Source organism: Allobosea sp., from assembly GCF_017308075.1.
Taxonomy (GTDB): domain Bacteria; phylum Pseudomonadota; class Alphaproteobacteria; order Rhizobiales; family Beijerinckiaceae; genus Allobosea.
The window spans coordinates 235,792-252,456 of record NZ_JAFKFX010000030.1 but is presented as its reverse complement, the minus strand read 5'-3'; the positions used below and the strand labels follow the sequence as shown (position 1 = coordinate 252,456).

General features: G+C 67.2%; 16 protein-coding genes. 8 read left to right on the top strand and 8 right to left on the bottom strand.

Annotated elements, in window-relative coordinates; genetic code table 11:
* The first annotated feature begins 99 nt into the window (after window positions 1–99).
* Complete coding sequence (rcdA, locus tag J0J10_RS12925; RefSeq protein WP_291646937.1) at window positions 100–630, top strand: protease adaptor protein RcdA; 531 nt, start codon at window positions 100–102, stop codon at window positions 628–630.
* Between the two features lie 214 nt (window positions 631–844).
* Here the strand turns inward: rcdA and rpmE are convergent, their stop codons facing one another.
* Window positions 845–1,078, bottom strand: a complete 234-nt coding sequence (gene rpmE, locus J0J10_RS12920) for a 50S ribosomal protein L31 (RefSeq protein ID WP_066471911.1) — start codon at window positions 1,076–1,078, stop codon at window positions 845–847.
* A 146-nt stretch (window positions 1,079–1,224) separates the two neighbouring features.
* Here rpmE and J0J10_RS12915 point away from each other — a divergent pair, with 146 nt between their 5' ends.
* Both J0J10_RS12915 and J0J10_RS12910 read left to right on the top strand, forming a co-directional pair.
* Window positions 1,225–3,003: an ABC transporter transmembrane domain-containing protein gene (locus J0J10_RS12915; protein ID WP_291646936.1), complete on the top strand. Its 1,779-nt coding sequence runs from the start codon at window positions 1,225–1,227 to the stop codon at window positions 3,001–3,003.
* Between the two features lie 259 nt (window positions 3,004–3,262).
* Window positions 3,263–4,024: a GGDEF domain-containing protein gene (locus J0J10_RS12910; protein WP_291646935.1), complete on the top strand. Its 762-nt coding sequence runs from the start codon at window positions 3,263–3,265 to the stop codon at window positions 4,022–4,024.
* Window positions 4,025–4,171: 147 nt separating this feature from the next.
* Here the strand turns inward: J0J10_RS12910 and J0J10_RS12905 are convergent, their stop codons facing one another.
* The 4 genes from J0J10_RS12905 to J0J10_RS12890 form a co-directional block, all read right to left on the bottom strand.
* Entirely contained in the window at window positions 4,172–4,468 is a 297-nt protein-coding gene (locus J0J10_RS12905) for a type II toxin-antitoxin system HicB family antitoxin (protein WP_291646934.1), read from the bottom strand.
* Between the two features lies 1 nt (window position 4,469).
* Window positions 4,470–4,664, bottom strand: coding sequence for a type II toxin-antitoxin system HicA family toxin (locus J0J10_RS12900; protein ID WP_291646933.1), 195 nt, complete (start codon window positions 4,662–4,664; stop codon window positions 4,470–4,472).
* A 177-nt stretch (window positions 4,665–4,841) separates the two neighbouring features.
* A complete protein-coding gene (locus tag J0J10_RS12895; protein ID WP_465247199.1) occupies window positions 4,842–7,205 on the bottom strand; it encodes a UvrD-helicase domain-containing protein in 2,364 nt (787 codons plus the stop codon).
* Window positions 7,206–7,333: 128 nt separating this feature from the next.
* On the bottom strand, window positions 7,334–8,260 hold the full coding sequence (locus J0J10_RS12890) for an alpha/beta hydrolase (RefSeq protein ID WP_291646932.1): 927 nt from the start codon (window positions 8,258–8,260) through the stop codon (window positions 7,334–7,336).
* 153 nt (window positions 8,261–8,413) lie between these two features.
* Between J0J10_RS12890 and J0J10_RS12885 the strand changes: the two genes are divergently transcribed.
* Window positions 8,414–10,057: an acyl-CoA dehydrogenase family protein gene (locus tag J0J10_RS12885; RefSeq protein WP_291646931.1), complete on the top strand. Its 1,644-nt coding sequence runs from the start codon at window positions 8,414–8,416 to the stop codon at window positions 10,055–10,057.
* Between the two features lie 110 nt (window positions 10,058–10,167).
* Here J0J10_RS12885 and msrB read toward each other — a convergent pair whose 3' ends face one another.
* On the bottom strand, window positions 10,168–10,608 hold the full coding sequence (msrB, locus tag J0J10_RS12880) for a peptide-methionine (R)-S-oxide reductase MsrB (protein WP_465247198.1): 441 nt from the start codon (window positions 10,606–10,608) through the stop codon (window positions 10,168–10,170).
* A gap of 198 nt (window positions 10,609–10,806) precedes the next feature.
* Here msrB and J0J10_RS12875 point away from each other — a divergent pair, with 198 nt between their 5' ends.
* Genes J0J10_RS12875 through J0J10_RS12865 form a run of 3 tightly spaced genes read left to right on the top strand, consistent with a single transcriptional unit; the run spans window position 10,807 to window position 13,565 of the window.
* Window positions 10,807–12,060 carry a BtaA family protein gene (locus J0J10_RS12875; RefSeq protein WP_291646930.1) on the top strand — a complete coding sequence of 418 codons (1,254 nt, stop codon included), beginning with the start codon at window positions 10,807–10,809 and terminating at the stop codon, window positions 12,058–12,060.
* Between the two features lie 44 nt (window positions 12,061–12,104).
* Complete coding sequence (locus tag J0J10_RS12870; protein WP_291647046.1) at window positions 12,105–12,722, top strand: class I SAM-dependent methyltransferase; 618 nt, start codon at window positions 12,105–12,107, stop codon at window positions 12,720–12,722.
* Window positions 12,723–12,764: 42 nt separating this feature from the next.
* On the top strand, window positions 12,765–13,565 hold the full coding sequence (locus J0J10_RS12865) for a potassium channel family protein (RefSeq protein WP_291646929.1): 801 nt from the start codon (window positions 12,765–12,767) through the stop codon (window positions 13,563–13,565).
* Between the two features lie 75 nt (window positions 13,566–13,640).
* Here the strand turns inward: J0J10_RS12865 and J0J10_RS12860 are convergent, their stop codons facing one another.
* A complete protein-coding gene (locus J0J10_RS12860) occupies window positions 13,641–14,306 on the bottom strand; it encodes a MarC family protein (RefSeq protein WP_291646928.1) in 666 nt (221 codons plus the stop codon).
* A 114-nt stretch (window positions 14,307–14,420) separates the two neighbouring features.
* Entirely contained in the window at window positions 14,421–14,981 is a 561-nt protein-coding gene (locus J0J10_RS12855; RefSeq protein ID WP_291646927.1) for a thioesterase family protein, read from the bottom strand.
* A gap of 182 nt (window positions 14,982–15,163) precedes the next feature.
* Between J0J10_RS12855 and J0J10_RS12850 the strand changes: the two genes are divergently transcribed.
* Window positions 15,164–16,603, top strand: a complete 1,440-nt coding sequence (locus tag J0J10_RS12850) for an FAD-binding oxidoreductase (protein ID WP_465247197.1) — start codon at window positions 15,164–15,166, stop codon at window positions 16,601–16,603.
* Window positions 16,604–16,665: the final 62 nt, after the last annotated feature.

The window sequence follows — 16,665 nt, the reverse complement described above, 5'->3', positions numbered from 1 at the left end:
GGCAACGACAATGCTATGGCTTTATCTTTGCGGGGCTTCCGGCATGAAACGGCGCTGCGTCTCGCACACGCACGCCCTTGTGCCGAATGGAGACGTGCGATGAGCGATTTTCCGACGCTGAGGCTGGCGGTCGAGGATGGAGCGATCTCGTTCGCGCGCACCTTCGTCAAGTCGGAGGCCTTCATGCAGCTCTTTCGCGAAGGCATGGGCCTGGTGGAGCTGACCGCGAATTATCTCGACGGCGAAGGGCGCTCGGAATCAGCGGCGCTGCCGCGCGAGGTTTCGCTGGTCTATGCGACCGAAAGCATGCGCCTGACCACACGGCTGATGCAGATCGCCTCCTGGCTGCTGGTGCAGCGCGCCGTGGCCGAGGGCGAAATGACGGCGGAGCAGGCGCGTGCCGAGAAGAACAAGGTCCGCATCGCCGAGCCGATGCTGCAGCCGACCAGCGCCGAGGCGGCCCGCCTGCCCCTGCGCCTGCGTGAGCTGATCGCCCATTCGATCCGGCTGCAGGAGCGGATCGGCCATCTCGAGAACCAGATGTCGGAGGCTTTCGCTCCGGTCGCCGCCGTCAATCCGGTACGCGGGCAGCTCGCGAACCTGCAGGCGCGGCTCGGCGCCCTGGCCTGATCGGGGAGGGCGCTGCCCCATGCCGGGGCCGGAGCGCGAGCGCGGCCTGCGGTCGCGGCAGAGCCGGCCGCAGCGCCGGTCCTTGTGCGTGATCGCTTCTGAAAGCGCAGTATTCTTCCGCGGCCATTCGTCGCCGCGATGCAAAAAGCCCGGCCGTGAGGCCGGGCTTTTCGATTTCGGGCATCCGGCCCCGTAGGGCCCGAAAAGCCGGGAATTACTTCTTGCCGAGGGCGCCGAGCGCACCGAAGCGCGAATTGAAGCGCGAGACGCGGCCGCCGCGGTCCAGCATGTGCTGGGTGCCGCCGGTCCAGGCCGGGTGGGTCTTCGGATCGATGTCGAGGTTCAGCGTGTCGCCCTCCTTGCCGAGGGTCGAACGCGTGAAGTATTCGGTGCCATCGGTCATGACGACCTTGATGGTGTGGTAATCAGGATGAATGCCGGTCTTCATGGCGAATTCCTCAAGTTTCGAAAAGCGGGCGGCCGGAACGCGGCGCGCATCGCCGGCTCTTCGAACAATTCGTACGAGCCTGTCGTGAAGTCGCGTGGCCATAGCGCAGCCTTGGCTGCGGTGCAAGCTTTTCGGGATATGTGAGAGTGGCGAAAGAACTGGTGGAAGACCGCAAGCAGCGCCCGGATTTCAGCGCGCTGCGCTCGTTCTGGCCCTATGCAAAGGCGCAGAAGCGGCGGATCGCCTTCGCTCTGCTGGCTTTGGTCGTCGCATCGGGGGCGACCCTGGCGCTGCCTCTGGCGGTGCGCCGGGTCATCGATGCCGGCTTCTCGGGTGGCGAACAGCAGCTCGCCAACTCCTATTTCGCCCTGCTGATCGGCGTTGTCGCCGTGCTGGCGCTGGCAAGCTCGGCGCGATTCTACCTCGTCATGACGGTCGGCGAGCGCATCGTCTCGAATCTGCGCGCCGATGTGTTCGGCCATCTGACCCGGCTCGAACCGGCCTTCTTCGACGCCAGCCGGGCGGGCGATCTCGTCTCGCGGCTGACCGCCGATACCACCCAGATCAAGTCGACCTTCGCCTCGACGGCCTCGATCGCGCTGCGCAACGCCATCATGTTCCTCGGCGCGCTCGCCATGATGGTCGCGACCAGCCCGCGCCTGTCGGCGATCGTGATCGGCGCGATCCCGCTGGTCGTGCTGCCGCTGGTGTTCTCGGGCCGCAGCGTGCGCAAGCGCTCGCGGGCGGCGCAGGATCGGCTGGCCGACGCCTCGGCCTTCGCCTCGGAAGCGGTCGGCGCGATTCGCACCATGCAGTCCTTCGGGGCCGAGCGCGATACGGCGCGGCGCTTCCAGAATGCCTCCGAGGAGGCCTATGCCGCCTCGCGCGACGCGACGCGCTCGCGGGCCTGGCTCTCGGGCTTCGCGATCTTCCTGGTCAGCGCCAGCGTCGTCATGGTCCTGTGGGCCGGTGCGACCGAGGTCTTCGCCGGGCGGATGAGCGGCGGGCGGCTGTCGCAGTTCGTGCTCTATGCGGTGCTGGCGGCGAGCTCGCTCGGCCAGCTCTCCGAGGTCTATGGCGATATCTCTGCCGCGGCGGGCGCGGCCGGGCGGCTCGGCGAGATCCTGGCGACGAGGCCGGCGATCGCGGCTCCCACCCATCCCAGGCCGATGCCGCAGCCCGCAGCCGGAGCGTTGTCCTTCGAGAACGTCTCTTTCCGCTATCCCGGGCGGACGAACCTCGCCTTGGCGGATCTCGACATCGCCGTCCGGCCCGGCGAGCGCATTGCGCTGGTCGGTCCGTCCGGTGCCGGCAAGAGCACGGTGCTGCAATTGGCGCTGCGTTTCTACGATCCCTTCGCCGGGCGCGTCGTCGTCGACGGCGTCGCCGGGCCGGAGGCCGACCCGACCGATTGGCGCAGCCGTTTCGCGCTGGTGCCGCAGGAGCCGACCGTGTTCGGCGTCTCGGTCGCCGACAACATCGCCTATGGCCGCCCCGGCGCCAGCCGGGCCGAGATCGAGGAGGCAGCGAAGCTCGCCGCGGCCGATGATTTCATCCGCGCCTTGCCGGAGGGCTACGACACGGTGATCGGCGAGCGCGGCGTGACGCTCTCCGGCGGCCAGCGCCAGCGCCTCGCGATCGCGCGGGCGGTGCTGAAGGACGCGCCGATCCTGTTGCTCGACGAGGCGACCTCGGCGCTCGATTCCGAGAGCGAGCGGGCGGTGCAGGACGCGCTCGACCGGCTGATGCAGGGCCGCACCACTTTGGTCGTCGCCCATCGGCTCGCCACCATTCTCTCGGCCGACCGCATCCTGGTGATGGAGGAGGGCCGGGTCGTCGAGGAGGGCACCCATGCCGCTCTCGTCGCCAAGGGCGGGCTCTATGCGAGGCTGGCGGCGCTGCAATTCGGGCGCGAGGCGGCGTAGGGGCGGTCTCGATCTGAGCGAACCGATACAGTCATCAGCCCTTGTCCCGGGCGAGCGCCGCGAGGCCCGGGACCCATGTCTGCGCCTCGATCCGCAAAGGTCAGGCGTGGGCGAAAGCGGGCCTCCCGCCATGGCTTGCCCCCGGGATGGCTGGCGATCGGTCGCTCGGCCGTGCGGGCAGCGTGACGCGGCCTGAGGTGGCGCAGCGGAAACGGGGTGTTCAACAATTGCTGCCATGCCAACAGGCATGACTGCTTCCATGCGCAGGATCGTCGTCAAGGCGTCGATCGCGACCGTTCTTTCCATCGCCGCTTCACTGGGGCTCGCGATGAGCATCATTCCGCTATTGGGCGGCGTGGTGGACGGCAACGCCTGGCTGATGACGGTGCTGTGCCCGCTGCTGATCGCCTTTCCGGCAAGCGCCTACCAGTTCTGGCAGCACGAGCGGCTGCGCACGGCCCGTGACGAGATCGGCCGGCTGCATGGAGAACTGACGAGGGCCCATGCGGCCCTGGCCCAGCGGGCGCGGCGTGACGGCATGACGGGCCTGCTGAACCGGGAGAGTTTCTTCGGCGACGCCTCGCGCCTGTCCGCACAGGACGAGGGTGGCGCGCTGCTGGTCGTCGATGCGGATCACTTCAAGACGATCAATGACCGGTTCGGACATCCGGCCGGCGATGCTGCGTTGCTCGCGATCACCGCGGCGATGAAGGGCGTGCTGCGCAAGGGTGATCTCTGTGGCCGGATCGGCGGCGAGGAGTTCGCGATCTACCTGCCCGGCACGACCGATGCTGAGACGCGGGTGATCGCGGAAAGGCTGCGCGCGGCCGTCGCAGCCGTCCGGTTCGAGGCGCCGGACGGCACCCAGGTTCCCTTGAGTGTCAGCATCGGTGGTGCGCGGGCCGGTCCGGGGCGCAATTTCGAACAGGTGATGACCGAGGCCGACCGGCTGCTCTACAAGGCAAAGCGGCGCGGCCGCGACCGGGTGGCGTTCGCGGGCCGGGTGGCGCAGGCCGCTTGAGGGCGGCGAACCGCGCCTGTCATTCCGTAACGGCGGGAGCGCGAACAACCACTGGCCGACGTATCGAGGCTCCGGTCGTCATCGCCGCGGCAAGGCGTGCGCTCCGGGTTGATGCCTGCGGCAGAGCCTCAAGACGGAGGAAAGGCGCTATTCGGCGGCAGGGCTGAAGGCGGCGTCGGGGACGGCGATGAGGGCGACGACATTTTGCGCCATGTCGGCTGCGATTTCGGGAACGGCTTTCAATTGGCTCGGTGTGCGTGGAGCGGGGGGGGCGCGGCCTTCTTGCTCCGCATCTTCCAGCCAGAGCGCCAGCGCTTCGGGCGCATTCGCCATCGCCTCGTCCAGCGTGTCGCCGGCCGAAAAGCAGCCGGGCAGGTCCGGGAACCAGACGCCAACGGCGTGGTTTGGTCCTGCATCCTCGATGATGGCGACGTAGTGGGTCATCTCAATCGCGCGGCCAGCCTGCCTGCTTGTAAATCTTCAGCACGAGACCGGGTCCGAGAGCCTTCTTCGGATGCGGCACGACGATAGTGTCACGGATGCCGGACTTTTTGAAGACGTGGTGAGAGCCGGCGACCCGAACACATTGCCAGCCTTCGCGTTCGAGGCGGCGAATGATGTCGGCGCTGTTGTTGAGCATGTCCGTGATCTCCACGGACAAACTACATTTCCATAGCGCCGGCATTCTCAAGCGGGTGCGCTTGTCTCGCGCATCGTCTGTCGCAGTGCTGAACGTTCAATTCATTGTTTTGAAACAGGCGTGTTACCGAGCCGAGGAATATGCTCCTGGGGATAAATTGAACCGCTCGATCAGACGCTACCCCGCCTTCTGAACAAAACTATCCAGCACCATCTTCCGGCCGGCCTTGTCGAAATCCACCGTCAGCTTGTTGCCGTCGACGCTGGCGACCGAGCCGGGGCCGAACTTGACGTGGAAGACGCGGGCGCCGGGCTCATAGGCCGAGCCGCCGGTCGATTTCGCCGTCAGCTCTCCCTCGATCATCAGCGGGCCGCGCTTGCCGCCGCCGAAGCCGCGCTGGCCGGCATCGGAGAAGCCCGAGCCGCCGCCCGAGCCAAACTTCGCCTTGTTCTCCTGGGCGCGTTGCCAGCCCGGCGTCTGGTAGGAGGAGCCGAAGCTCTCCATGCGCTCGAAGCGCGAGGCGCCATAGCCGCCCTGGCCGTAGGCGGTCGGCGCCTGGACGACCTCGACATGGTCCTCCGGCAATTCGTCGATGAAGCGCGAGGGCAGGCTCGACTGCCAGAGACCGTGGATGCGCCGGTTCGAGGCGAAATAGAGTTTCAGCCGCTTGCGGGCGCGGGTCAGGCCGACATGGGCGAGGCGGCGCTCCTCCTCCAGACCGGCGCGGCCGCTCTCGTCGAGGGCGCGCTGGTTGGGGAACAATCCTTCCTCCCAGCCGGGCAGGAAGACGGTGTCGAACTCCAGCCCCTTGGCGGCGTGCAGAGTCATGATCGAGACGCGGGCGCCGGATTCGCCGCCATCGGCGTCCATGACCAGCGAGACGTGCTCGAGGAAGGCCGGAAGATCGGGGAACTCGTCGAGCGAACGGACCAGTTCCTTCAAGTTCTCGAGCCGACCGGCGGCGTCGGCCGAGCGGTCCTTCTGCCACATCTCGGTGTAGCCGCTCTCCTCCAGCACCAGTTCCGCGAGTTCGCCCTGCCGCATGCTCTCGGTCCGCGCCGACCAGCGGGCGAAGGCCTCGACCAGTTCGCGGAGCGCGGTTCGGGCCTTGGGCTTCAGCTCCTCGGTCTCGACCACGGCCCGCGCCGACTGCATCAGCGAGAAGCCGGTGGCCCTCGCATGGTTGTGCAGGAGCTGGATGGTAGCGTCGCCGAGGCCGCGCTTCGGGACATTGACGATGCGCTCGAAGGCGAGGTCGTCGGTGGCTGAGACGACGCAGCGCAGATAGGCCATGGCGTCGCGGATCTCGGCGCGCTCGTAGAAGCGCGGGCCGCCGATGACGCGATAGGGCACGCCGACATGGATCAGCCGCTCCTCGATCTCGCGCATCTGCGCGGAGATGCGCACCAGGATCGCGACCTCGCCGAGATTTTCGCCCTTGGACTGCATCGCCTCGATCTCGTCCGAGATCAGGCGCGCCTCCTCCTGGCTGTCCCAGGCGCCGGTGATGGTGACCTTCTCGCCGGCCTCGTCCTCGGTGCGCAGCGTCTTGCCGAGCCGGCCCTCATTGCGGGCGATCAGCTTGGCGGCGGTGGCGAGGATATGGCCGGTCGAGCGGTAATTGCGTTCGAGGCGCACCACGACCGCGCCCGGAAAATCGTTCTCGAAACGCAGGATGTTGTCGACCTCGGCGCCGCGCCAGCCATAGATCGACTGGTCGTCGTCGCCGACGCAGGCGATGTTGCGGCGGCCCTGCGCTAGGAGGCGCAGCCAGAGATACTGGGCGACGTTGGTGTCCTGGTACTCGTCGACCAGGATATAGCGGAAGCGCTCGTGATAGCTCGCGAGCACGTCGGGGTTTTCGCGGAACAGCGTCAGGCAGTGCAGCAGCAGATCGCCGAAATCGACGGCGTTCAGCGTCTTCAGCCGGTCCTGGTAGGCAGCATAGAGCTTGCCGCCCTTGCCGTTGGCGAAGACGCCGGCCTCGCCGGGCGGCACGTCCTTGGGGCTGAGGCCGCGGTTCTTCCAGCTGTCGATGAAGCCCGCCAGCATGCGGCCCGGCCAGCGCTTCTCGTCGATCCCCTCTGCCTGGATCACCTGCTTCATCAGCCGGATCTGGTCGTCGGTGTCGAGGATGGTGAAGTCCGAGCGCAGGTCGAGCAGCTCGGCATGGCGACGTAAAAGCTTGGCCGAGATCGAGTGGAAGGTGCCGAGCCAGGGCATGCCTTCGGCGACCGGGCCGACGAGGTTCGCGACACGCTCCTTCATCTCGCGCGCCGCCTTGTTGGTGAAGGTCACCGACAGGATCTGCGAGGGAAAGGCGCGGCCGGTCGCGATCAGATGGGCGATGCGGGTGGTCAGAACACGGGTCTTGCCGGTGCCGGCGCCGGCCAGCACCAGCACGGGACCGTCGGTCGCCTCGACCGCCTGGCGCTGCTCCGGGTTGAGGCCTTGCAGATAGCCGGCCGCAGGCTGCGCGGCGGCGCGCGCGGCGAGGCCGCCGGGGCGGGGCAGGGGGGCGGAGGTGAACTGGTCTGACAAGGGGCTGGCTTGGGTTTTCTGCGTGATCGTGATTCGTTCACGGTCAATATAGGGGCAGGCGGTCTGGATTGCTCGCCGCCGCGGAGGGTTTTCCGCGACGGCGTCTGGGGCACCCTAAACCCTCCCGTTCAGCGCGCTGGCAGGAGATGTTTCAGGCCTTGCGTGAAGCCGCGCGGCGCGATTGAGAGGTGATCCTCGTCGTCGAGGACCACCGATTTCCGGCTCAGATTGGGGTATTTTCGGCCGCGCAGCGCCGTCTCCAGGGTCCGGTTGTCGGCGACCATGTCGACGTTCTGGCTGTAGCGCCGGTCGCCTTTGCGCAGCGCCTCGTACTTGCCGACATAGAGATAGACCTTGGCCGGCAGATCGCGGTTCTGGGCGGCATAGCTCGCTTCAAGGCCCAGAGCGTGACGCTTGTCGTACCAGAGCGACGGGCTGCCGAGGATGTAGCCGCTGAACAGGCCGGGCTCGGTGAAGAGGATCTGCGCTCCCAGCAATGACCCGTAGGAGTGGCCGAGGAAGAGCGCCCGGGCCGGATGGGCGCGATAGCGGGCGGCGATGAACGGCTTCACCTGATCGCGCAGATAGGTCTGGTAGGCCCGTCCCTGGCCATGAACTGTGCCGGCCGGCGCACTGCTCGGCCCGTTCGGTGTCGGGGTGTAATCGCGCCGGCGGCTGGCCGCGCCATCCTCGCCCTTGGCATAGGACAGGCCGACCAGAATGAATTCCTCAAGTTTGGGGCCGTCGAGGTTCAGGCGGCGGCTGATCTGCCGGATGATCGGGAAGGCGTAGTCGGCATCGGTGACATAAAGCACCGGATATTTCCGCTGCGGCTCCCTGGCATAGGAAGGCGGCAGGGCGACGAAGACCTGATAGCCACGGCCGGAGACCGGATCGGGCACGTCCCAGACCTCGCTGTCGGCGACCTCGTAGGGTCGGCCTTCGCCCGGCTGAACCTTCGCGGCCGATTGGGGCTGGGCTTTCGCCGGAATGGTGACGAGCGCGAAGCCGGCGGCAAGGGGGATCAGCAGGGTACTCAGGACGCGTCGCAGCACGTGAAGGCTCTCTCATAGGCCCGCGCCGGTCATGGCGCGCGCGGCGAGGTGCCGGGCAAACTCGGGCGGCAATCGGGCAGGTTCGCAATTCCGGGGCGCCGGCATAATCTGGTGGTTAATCACGGGGCGGTTTGCGGATCGGAAGGGAAGCCCATGGCCCAGGTGTCGCACGCCCACCAGGTCACCAATCAGGTGCCGCCGCTGGCCGATTATGACGCCTATGCCGCCGATCCCGTATTGAAGGCGGCGGTCAGGGCTTTCGACGCCGGCTGGGCTGATGAGCGGCTGCACGAGGCCGGGCGGACGGTCGGCGCGGCCGAGACGATCGAGATGGCGCGGCTCGCCAACCGGTACGGGCCGGAATTGCGCAGCCATGACCGCTTCGGCAACCGCATCGACGAGATCCTATTCCATCCGGCCTGGCATGCGCTGATGGCCCGGGCCATCGGTCAGGAGACGCATGCGCTGGCCTGGAACAAGCCCGGCCCGGGGGCGCAGGTGGCGCGGGCCGGTCTGCAATATCTCTGGTATGGCTGCGAGAGCGGCATCTGCTGCCCGATCTCGATGACCTATTCCGCCATTCCCGTGCTCAGGCAGGACCGGGCGCGCTGGGCGGAATGGGGCGGGCTGATCTCCTCGAAAAGCTATGATGGCAGGCAAGGGCCGGCGGCGGGCAAGACGGGCGCCACTGTCGGCATGGCGATGACCGAGACGCAGGGGGGCTCGGATCTGCGCCAGACCCAGACCATCGCCTATGACAATCGCGACGGAACCTATTCGCTGCATGGCAGCAAATGGTTCTTCTCGGTGCCGCATTCCGACGTCTTCCTGACGCTGGCGAAGACGGAGGAGGGGATTTCCTGCTTCGTGGTGCCGGGCTGGCTGCCCGATGGCGTGCGCAACGGCATCGCGATCCAGCGCCTGAAGGACAAATGCGGCAACCGCTCGAACGCCTCGTCCGAGATCGAGTTCCGCGGCGCCATCGGCCATATGCTCGGCGATCCCGGCCGGGGCCTGCGGACCGGGCTTTCGATGAACCACAATACAAGGCTCGACATCGCCGCCGCCTCCGCCGGGTTGATGCGGCAGGCGGTTGCGCTCGCCGCGCATCATGCCCGGCACCGCACCGCCTTCCAGCGCCTCTTGATCGACCAGCCGATCATGCAGAACGTCATCGCCGACCTCGCGATCGAGGCGGAAGCCGCCGCCTGGCTCGCCTTTCGGCTGTTCGCGGCGGTCGACCGGCAGGAGCGCTCGGAGAGCGAGAAGTTGCTGGCGCGGATCGGCGCGCCCCTGGCCAAATACTGGGTGGCGAAGCGCACGCCCGCCGTGGTGGTCGAGGCGCTGGAATGCCATGGCGGCAACGGCTTCATCGAGGAGAACCCGATGGCACGGCATTATCGCGAGGCACCGCTCAACTCGGTCTGGGAAGGCTCGGGCAATGTCATCTGCCTCGATGTGCTGCGCTCGCTCGAACGTGAGCCCGGCTCATTGCAGGCACTGCTCAAGGAGCTGCATGCGGCCTCGGGGCAGGACAGGCGCTATGATGCGGCGCTACAGGCGCTGGAGGGCGACCTGCCCGAGCTCATCCGCCACGAGGGCCAGGCAAGGCGGCTGACCGAGCGGCTGGCGCTGATGCTGCAGGGCGCCCTACTTATCCGCCACGCGCCGCATGCGGTGGCGGACGCCTTCGTCGCGACGCGGCTCGCCGGGCGCTGGTCGGGCCATTTCGGCGATCTGCCGCATGGCGTCGACGCGGCGGCGCTGGCGCGACGGGCGGTGCCGGAACTGGCCTAGTCTCATCCGTCATGCTCGCCCTTGTGGCGAGCATCCACGTCTTGAACACCGCATTGCAGGAGGGAAGACGTGGATGGTCGGGACAAGCCCGACCATGACGGCGAGCGTGCTCACCCCACTTCAGGGGCGAAATCCATCGCGACGCCGTTGATGCAGTAGCGCAGGCCGGTCGGGGGCGGGCCGTCGGGGAAGACATGGCCGAGATGGCCGCCGCAATTGGCGCAGTGGACCTCGATCCGATGCATGCCGAAGCTGTAATCCTCGCTGGTCTCGACGGCGCCTTCCAGCGGCTGGTCGAAGCTCGGCCAGCCGGTGCCGCTCTCGAACTTCTTGTGCGAGCGGAACAGGGGCTGGTCGCAGCCGACGCAGGAGAAGGTTCCGGCACGCTTCTCGAAATTCAGGGCGCAGGAGCCGGCGCGCTCGGTGCCGTGGTTGCGCAGCACGTGATACTGCTCCGGCGTCAGTTTCGACCGCCATTCGGCGTCGGAGAGCTGGAACGGGAAGTCGTGATCCTGCTTCTTCTGCTTGGCGAACATGCTCGTCAGGCCCATGGTGATGCTCCTTTCTGCGCGGCTTGCTCCGGTCCGCCGGTATATGGCGATCGGCGAGGGCGATTGCAGCCTGCGGCAAGCCTACTCCCGATCACAAAGGCGTCGAGAGGCGGTGGCGCCGCAGCCTTGCCGCGTCACCCAACCGTCACGCGACTCCTCTAGTCGGCTCGCCATCGCAATCATGACATCGAGGCAGGCGTGACGCAGACGGTCAGGGCGGTCAAGCGCAACACCAGCCTCGGGCTCAACAGCGCGGTCCATCGCAGCAAGGCGCTGTCGCGCGCCGGTCTGCTGGAGCGGATGTTCACGCTCGCCTTCTCCGGCCTGGTCTATCCGCAGATCTGGGAGGATCCGGTCGTCGACATGGAGGCGCTGGCGCTGCAGCCGGGCGACCATCTGGTCGCGATCGCCTCGGGCTCCTGCAACATCCTGTCCTATCTCACCGCCGACCCGGCGAGGATCAGCGCCGTCGATCTCAACGGTGCCCATATCGCGCTCGGTCATCTCAAGCTCGCGGCACTGGCCGAGATCGACGATCAGCCGACCTTCCGGCGCTTCTTCGGCGAGGCGCAATCGCGGGCGAATGTCGAGACCTATGACCGGCTGATCGCGCCCCGGCTCGATGCGCTCTCGCGCGCCTACTGGGAAGGGCGGAGCCTGATCGGGCGGCGGCGGATCGAGGCCTTCGCCCGCAATTTCTACCGCCACGGCCTGCTCGGCCGCTTCATCGGTGCCGGGCATTTCCTCGGGCGCCGGCTCGGCTGCGATCCGCGGATCATGCTGCAGGCGAAGACGATGGAGGAGCAGCGGGCATTGTTCGATGCCCATCTCGCGCCGGTCTTCGAGAAGAAGCTGGTGCGCTGGCTGGTGCGCCAGCCGGCCTCGCTCTACGGGCTCGGCATCCCACCGGCGCAATACGAGGCTCTGGCGGCCGATGGCGATGCCGGAATTCTCGGCGTGCTGCGCCACCGGCTGGAACGGCTGGCCTGCGGCTTCGACCTGCAATCCAATTATTTCGCCTGGCAGGCCTTCGGCCGCGGCTATGGCCCCGGTCCCGAGGCTTCCGTGCCGCCCTATCTCGAGCCGCGCCATTTCGAGACGGTGCGGGCACGTGCCAGCCGGGTCGGCTACCATCAGGGCTCGGTCACGGCCTATCTTGCGCAGCAGCCCGCGGCGAGCTGCCATGGCTATGTCCTGCTCGATGCGCAGGACTGGATGAACGATGCCGAGCTGACGGCGCTATGGACGCAAATCACCCGGACGGCAGCGCCCGGGGGCCGCGTGATCTTCCGCACCGCCGCCGATGAGCGTCTGCTGCCGGGGCGGGTGCCGGAGGCGATCCTGGCGCAATGGCAGTACCATGAAGCCCGCAGCCGCGAACTCGGCGCGCGCGACCGCTCCTCGATCTACGGCGCCTTCCACCTCTACACGCAGGGCGGGGTGAAGGCGTGAGCGAGGTCCGGCAAAGCGATGATGCCGCCGGGCTGATGGACCGGATGTACCGCTTCCAGCGGCACATCTACGACGCCACCCGGAAATTCTACCTGCTCGGCCGTGATGAGCTGGTCGACAGCCTGCAGCCGCCGACGGGCGGCAGCGTGCTCGAGGTCGGCTGCGGGACGGGGCGAAACCTGATCAAGATAGCGCGCGCCTATCCGCAGGCGCGCTGCTACGGGCTCGACGTCTCCGAGGAGATGCTGGCGACGGCGCGCCGGGCGGTTGCGAGAGCGGGGCTTTCCGGCCGCATCACCCTGAGGCAGGCCGATGCGACGAGTTTCGAGCCGGAAGCGCTGTTCGGCCGGGCCGATTTCGACCGGGTCGTGATCTCCTATGCCCTGTCGATGATCCCGCCCTGGCGCGCCGTGCTGGCGCGGGCGCTCGCGACGCTGGCGCCGGGCGGTTCCCTCCATATCGTCGACTTTGGCGATCAGGCGCATCTGCCGGGGCCGTTCCGGGCTGTGCTCAATCGCTGGCTGGCGCTGTTCCAGGTCACGCCGCGGCCGGAGCTCGGAGCCGAACTGGAGCGGCTCTGCGCCGAAGCCGAGGCGAGCAGCGGCACGCGCCGGCTCTATGGCGGCTATGCTGTGCAAGGGCTCGCAACCCGGCGAGGCTGAGCCATCTGGACGGCGCGGCCCTTCGGCTGATACGCCATCCAGATGAGCGAAACGCAGGATCAGGCTGGGCCGTCGGAGCGTTTCGAGCGCACCTGCGATCGCCTGCGCCAGCTCTATCACGGCCGCACCCCGGCGGCGCTGCGCTTCCAGTTCGCGACCCTGATCGTCGATCTTCTGATCATCGGCTTCTTCATCGCGACGCCGCTGCTGCGCGACCGGCCGGCCTTTCTCTGGCTCGACTATACGGTCGCCACCATCGTGCTGATCGAGATCGTCGCGCGGATGCTGGCCGCCTCCAACATCCCGCGGCTGTTGCGGCAGCCCAGTATGCTGCTCGACCTCTTCATCCTGGCGACGCTGCTGGCCCCGCAATGGCTGGAGAATTTCGGCTTCCTGCGCATCCTGCGGCTCTGGTCGCTGTCGCAGCGCGGGTTGATCTGGTCGCAGCTGCGCGAGACCCGCTATCGCGAATGGGAGAATGTCGCGAGGGCGCTGATCAACCTCGTCACCTTCCTCTTCGTGGTCACCGGCTTCGTCTACACCTTCTTCTTCATGGGCCGGCCCGGCATCGATGGCTATGTCGAGGCGCTCTATTTCACCGTCGCTACGGTGACGACGACCGGCTTCGGCGACATCACCCTGCCAGGCATCGGCGGCAAGCTGACCTCGATCGTGGTGATGATCGTCGGCATCTCGCTGTTCGTGCGGCTGGCCCAGGCGGTGTTCCGGCCGCAGAAGGTGACCTTTCCCTGCCCGCAATGCGCCCTCCAGCGCCATGAGCCGGACGCGGTGCATTGCAAGGCCTGCGGCCATATCCTGAAAATTCCGGACCATGACGACTGAGGCGTCCGCTGCCCCTGTTCCTGTTCCTGTTCCTGGCCCGGCCGGTGCGGCAGCGGCGGGGCAGGGCGGCGGCCTCTACCGGGGTGCGAATGTCGAGGTCAGAAGCTCGCTCAGACCCGACCACAGGATCTGCACGCCGAGACAGAACAGGATGAAGGCGGAGAGCCGGACGGCGATTTCCGTGCCGCCTCTCCCGAGCAGTTTCTGCACGCGCACGGCATAGGCGAAGCAGAACCAGATGCTGAGCGCGATCACGAAGATCGCCAGCAGGCTCGCCAGCACGAAGAGGAGCTCGCCGGAGCCGCCGGTGAAGGTCACGCGCGACAGCCCGATGCTGATCGTGACGGCGATCGTGCCGGGGCCCGTCGTCAGCGGCAGGGTCAGCGGGTAGAAGGCCTGGGACATCAGGTCCGTGCGGGCGACATCGCCGGCGGACGCCTCGATATCCTTCTGGCTGCCTTCGTTGAGCAGCTTCCAGCCGGAGACGGCGACGATCAGCCCGCCGGCCACGCGCAGGATGGGGATCGAGATTCCGTAGAACTGGAGCACGAGCGAGCCGAGAAGGAACGAGCCCATCAGCACGAAGAGCGAGTTCACGGCGATGCGGCGGGCGAGAACGCGCCTGGTTTCGGCAGTCGCGCCCCGCGTCAGCCCGAGGAAGACGAGGGCCGAGCCCGGTGGGTTGACCACGGGAAAAATGGCCGCGAGCACGATCAGGAATGTGTTGACCGCAGCCGGCATGCGAACCTGCCCAAGATCGACAATCCCGGGATTATTGCACGCCGGGAGCGTCCTGCCGAATTCCCGGTCGCGCCCGTCGAGCGAGAGCGACGAGCGCCTGTCGAAAGCTCACGGCTAGTGGCGCGTCTCCCGCTCGCGCTCGCCGCTCATCGCCTCGACCGTGATCGCGGTCTTTACCGGCATGCCGATCATCCGGCCGATGATGGCCGGCAGCGGCATGCGGGCATGGGCGGCTTTCATCAAGGCGAGGCCGGCGAGGATATCGGCCGGGAAGGGCGTGACCTTGCGGCTCGCCATGTCGACATGCAGCGAGAGGTTTTCGGAGGTCGCCGCCAGCCAGCCCTCGCTGGCATGGCGCATCTCGAGATAAAAGTGCAGCCGCTTCTGGTCGAAGGCGATCAACTGGGCGGTGACGCGAACCTGGTCGCTCTCGGTCAGCTCGCGTTTGTAGAGGATGTGGCACTCGGCCGCGAAGACCGAGGCATTGCGCGTCTCGACATAGTCCTGGTTGAGGCCGATGAGCGAAAACAACTCGTCCACGGCCCGGTCGAACAGGACGTGGTAATAGGCCATGTTGAGATGGCCGTTGTAATCGATCCATTGCGGCTCGACCCGCATGTTCGACGAGACAAAGGGCGCGAAGAAAAGAGCGGTCGTGCGGGGTTCGTCATGCATGGGCGCCTCCTCTTGCTCTCGCTTCGTAACTCGCGAGTCCGCCCCGGAGCCCTGCGTCACAGACCTGCCCGGCTTCGCAGCTTGGCACTTGCCGTCGCTCACGGCGCGCGGGAAAACAGCGCCATGGCGGCTGCTCGAAAGCCGAACGATTCCAGACTAGGCGATCCTTTCAGGTTATGACAATGCACTCTCCCGACGCGATGGCTCAGACCCCCCCTGTCCCTGCCGCAGAGCTGCCGCCTTCAGCGCAGGCGATCGCCGCCGTCACCCAGGATCTCGCTGCCCGCTTCGGTAACCGTCTGGTAACCAGCCTGGCGGTTCGTCAGCAGCACGGGCACACGCTGACCTGGATTCCGAACCAGCCGCCGGACGCGGTGGTCTTCCCGCAGAGCACCGAAGAGGTCTCCGCCATCGTGAAACTTTGTGCGGCGCACGGTGTTCCGGTGATCGCGTTCGGAACCGGCACCTCGCTCGAAGGCCATGTCAACGCGCCCTATGGCGGCGTCTGCATCGACATGAGCCAGATGAAGAAGGTCGTGGCCGTCCATGCCGAGGATCTCGACTGCGTCGTCGAGGCGGGCGTGACGCGCAAGGAACTGAACGAGCATCTGCGCGACCAGGGCCTGTTCTTCCCGATCGATCCCGGCGCCGACGCCTCGATCGGTGGCATGGCGGCGACGCGCGCCTCCGGTACGAACGCCGTGCGCTACGGCACGATGAAGGACAATGTGGTCGCCCTGACGGCGGTGATGGCCGATGGCGCGATCGTGAAGACGTCGAGCCGGGCCCGCAAGACCTCGGCCGGCTACGATCTGACGCGGCTGCTCGTCGGCTCGGAGGGCACGCTCGGCATCATCACCGAGGTGACGCTGAAGCTGCACGGCATCCCCGAGGCGATCTCGGCCGGCGTCTGCCCGTTCCCGTCGGTCAAGGCGGCGTGCGATGCGACCATCGTCACCATCCAGTCCGGCTTGCCGGTGGCGCGGATCGAGCTCGTCGACGACGTGATGATGCGCGGCGTCAACCTGCACTCCAAGCTCGGCCTGCCGGAGACGACGATGCTGTTCGTCGAGTTCCACGGCTCGGACGAGGGCGTGAAGGAGCAGGCCGAGCGCTTCGGCGAGATCGCCGCCGAGTTCGGCGGCGGACCGTTCGACTGGGCGACCAAGGCCGAGGACCGCTCGAAGCTCTGGCAGGCAAGGCACGACGCCTACTGGGCGGCGCGCACGCTCCGGCCGGGCGCTGAATCGGTCGCGACCGATGTCTGTGTGCCGATCTCGCGGTTGGCGGACTGCGTCGAGGAGACCAAGCGCGACATCGAGGCGCTCGGGCTGATCGCGCCGATCGTCGGCCATGTCGGCGACGGCAATTTCCATACCCAGCCGATGGTCGACCTTTCCAACCCCGAGGAGGTGGCGGTCTGCCAGGACTTCATCGACCGTCTGGTCAAGCGCGCGCTCGCCATGGGCGGCACCTGCACCGGCGAGCATGGCGTCGGCCAGAAGAAGATGAAGTACCTCGAGGCCGAGCATGGCGCGCCCGCGCTCGCCGTCATGCGCCTGTTGAAGCGCTCGCTCGACCCGCAGAACATCCTCAATCCCGGCAAGATCGTCACGCTGTGAGATTATCTTTGGCGGCAGGAGGGTTATTTCTTCAGGGAGGTCGTGATCCCGCCGCGACTTGG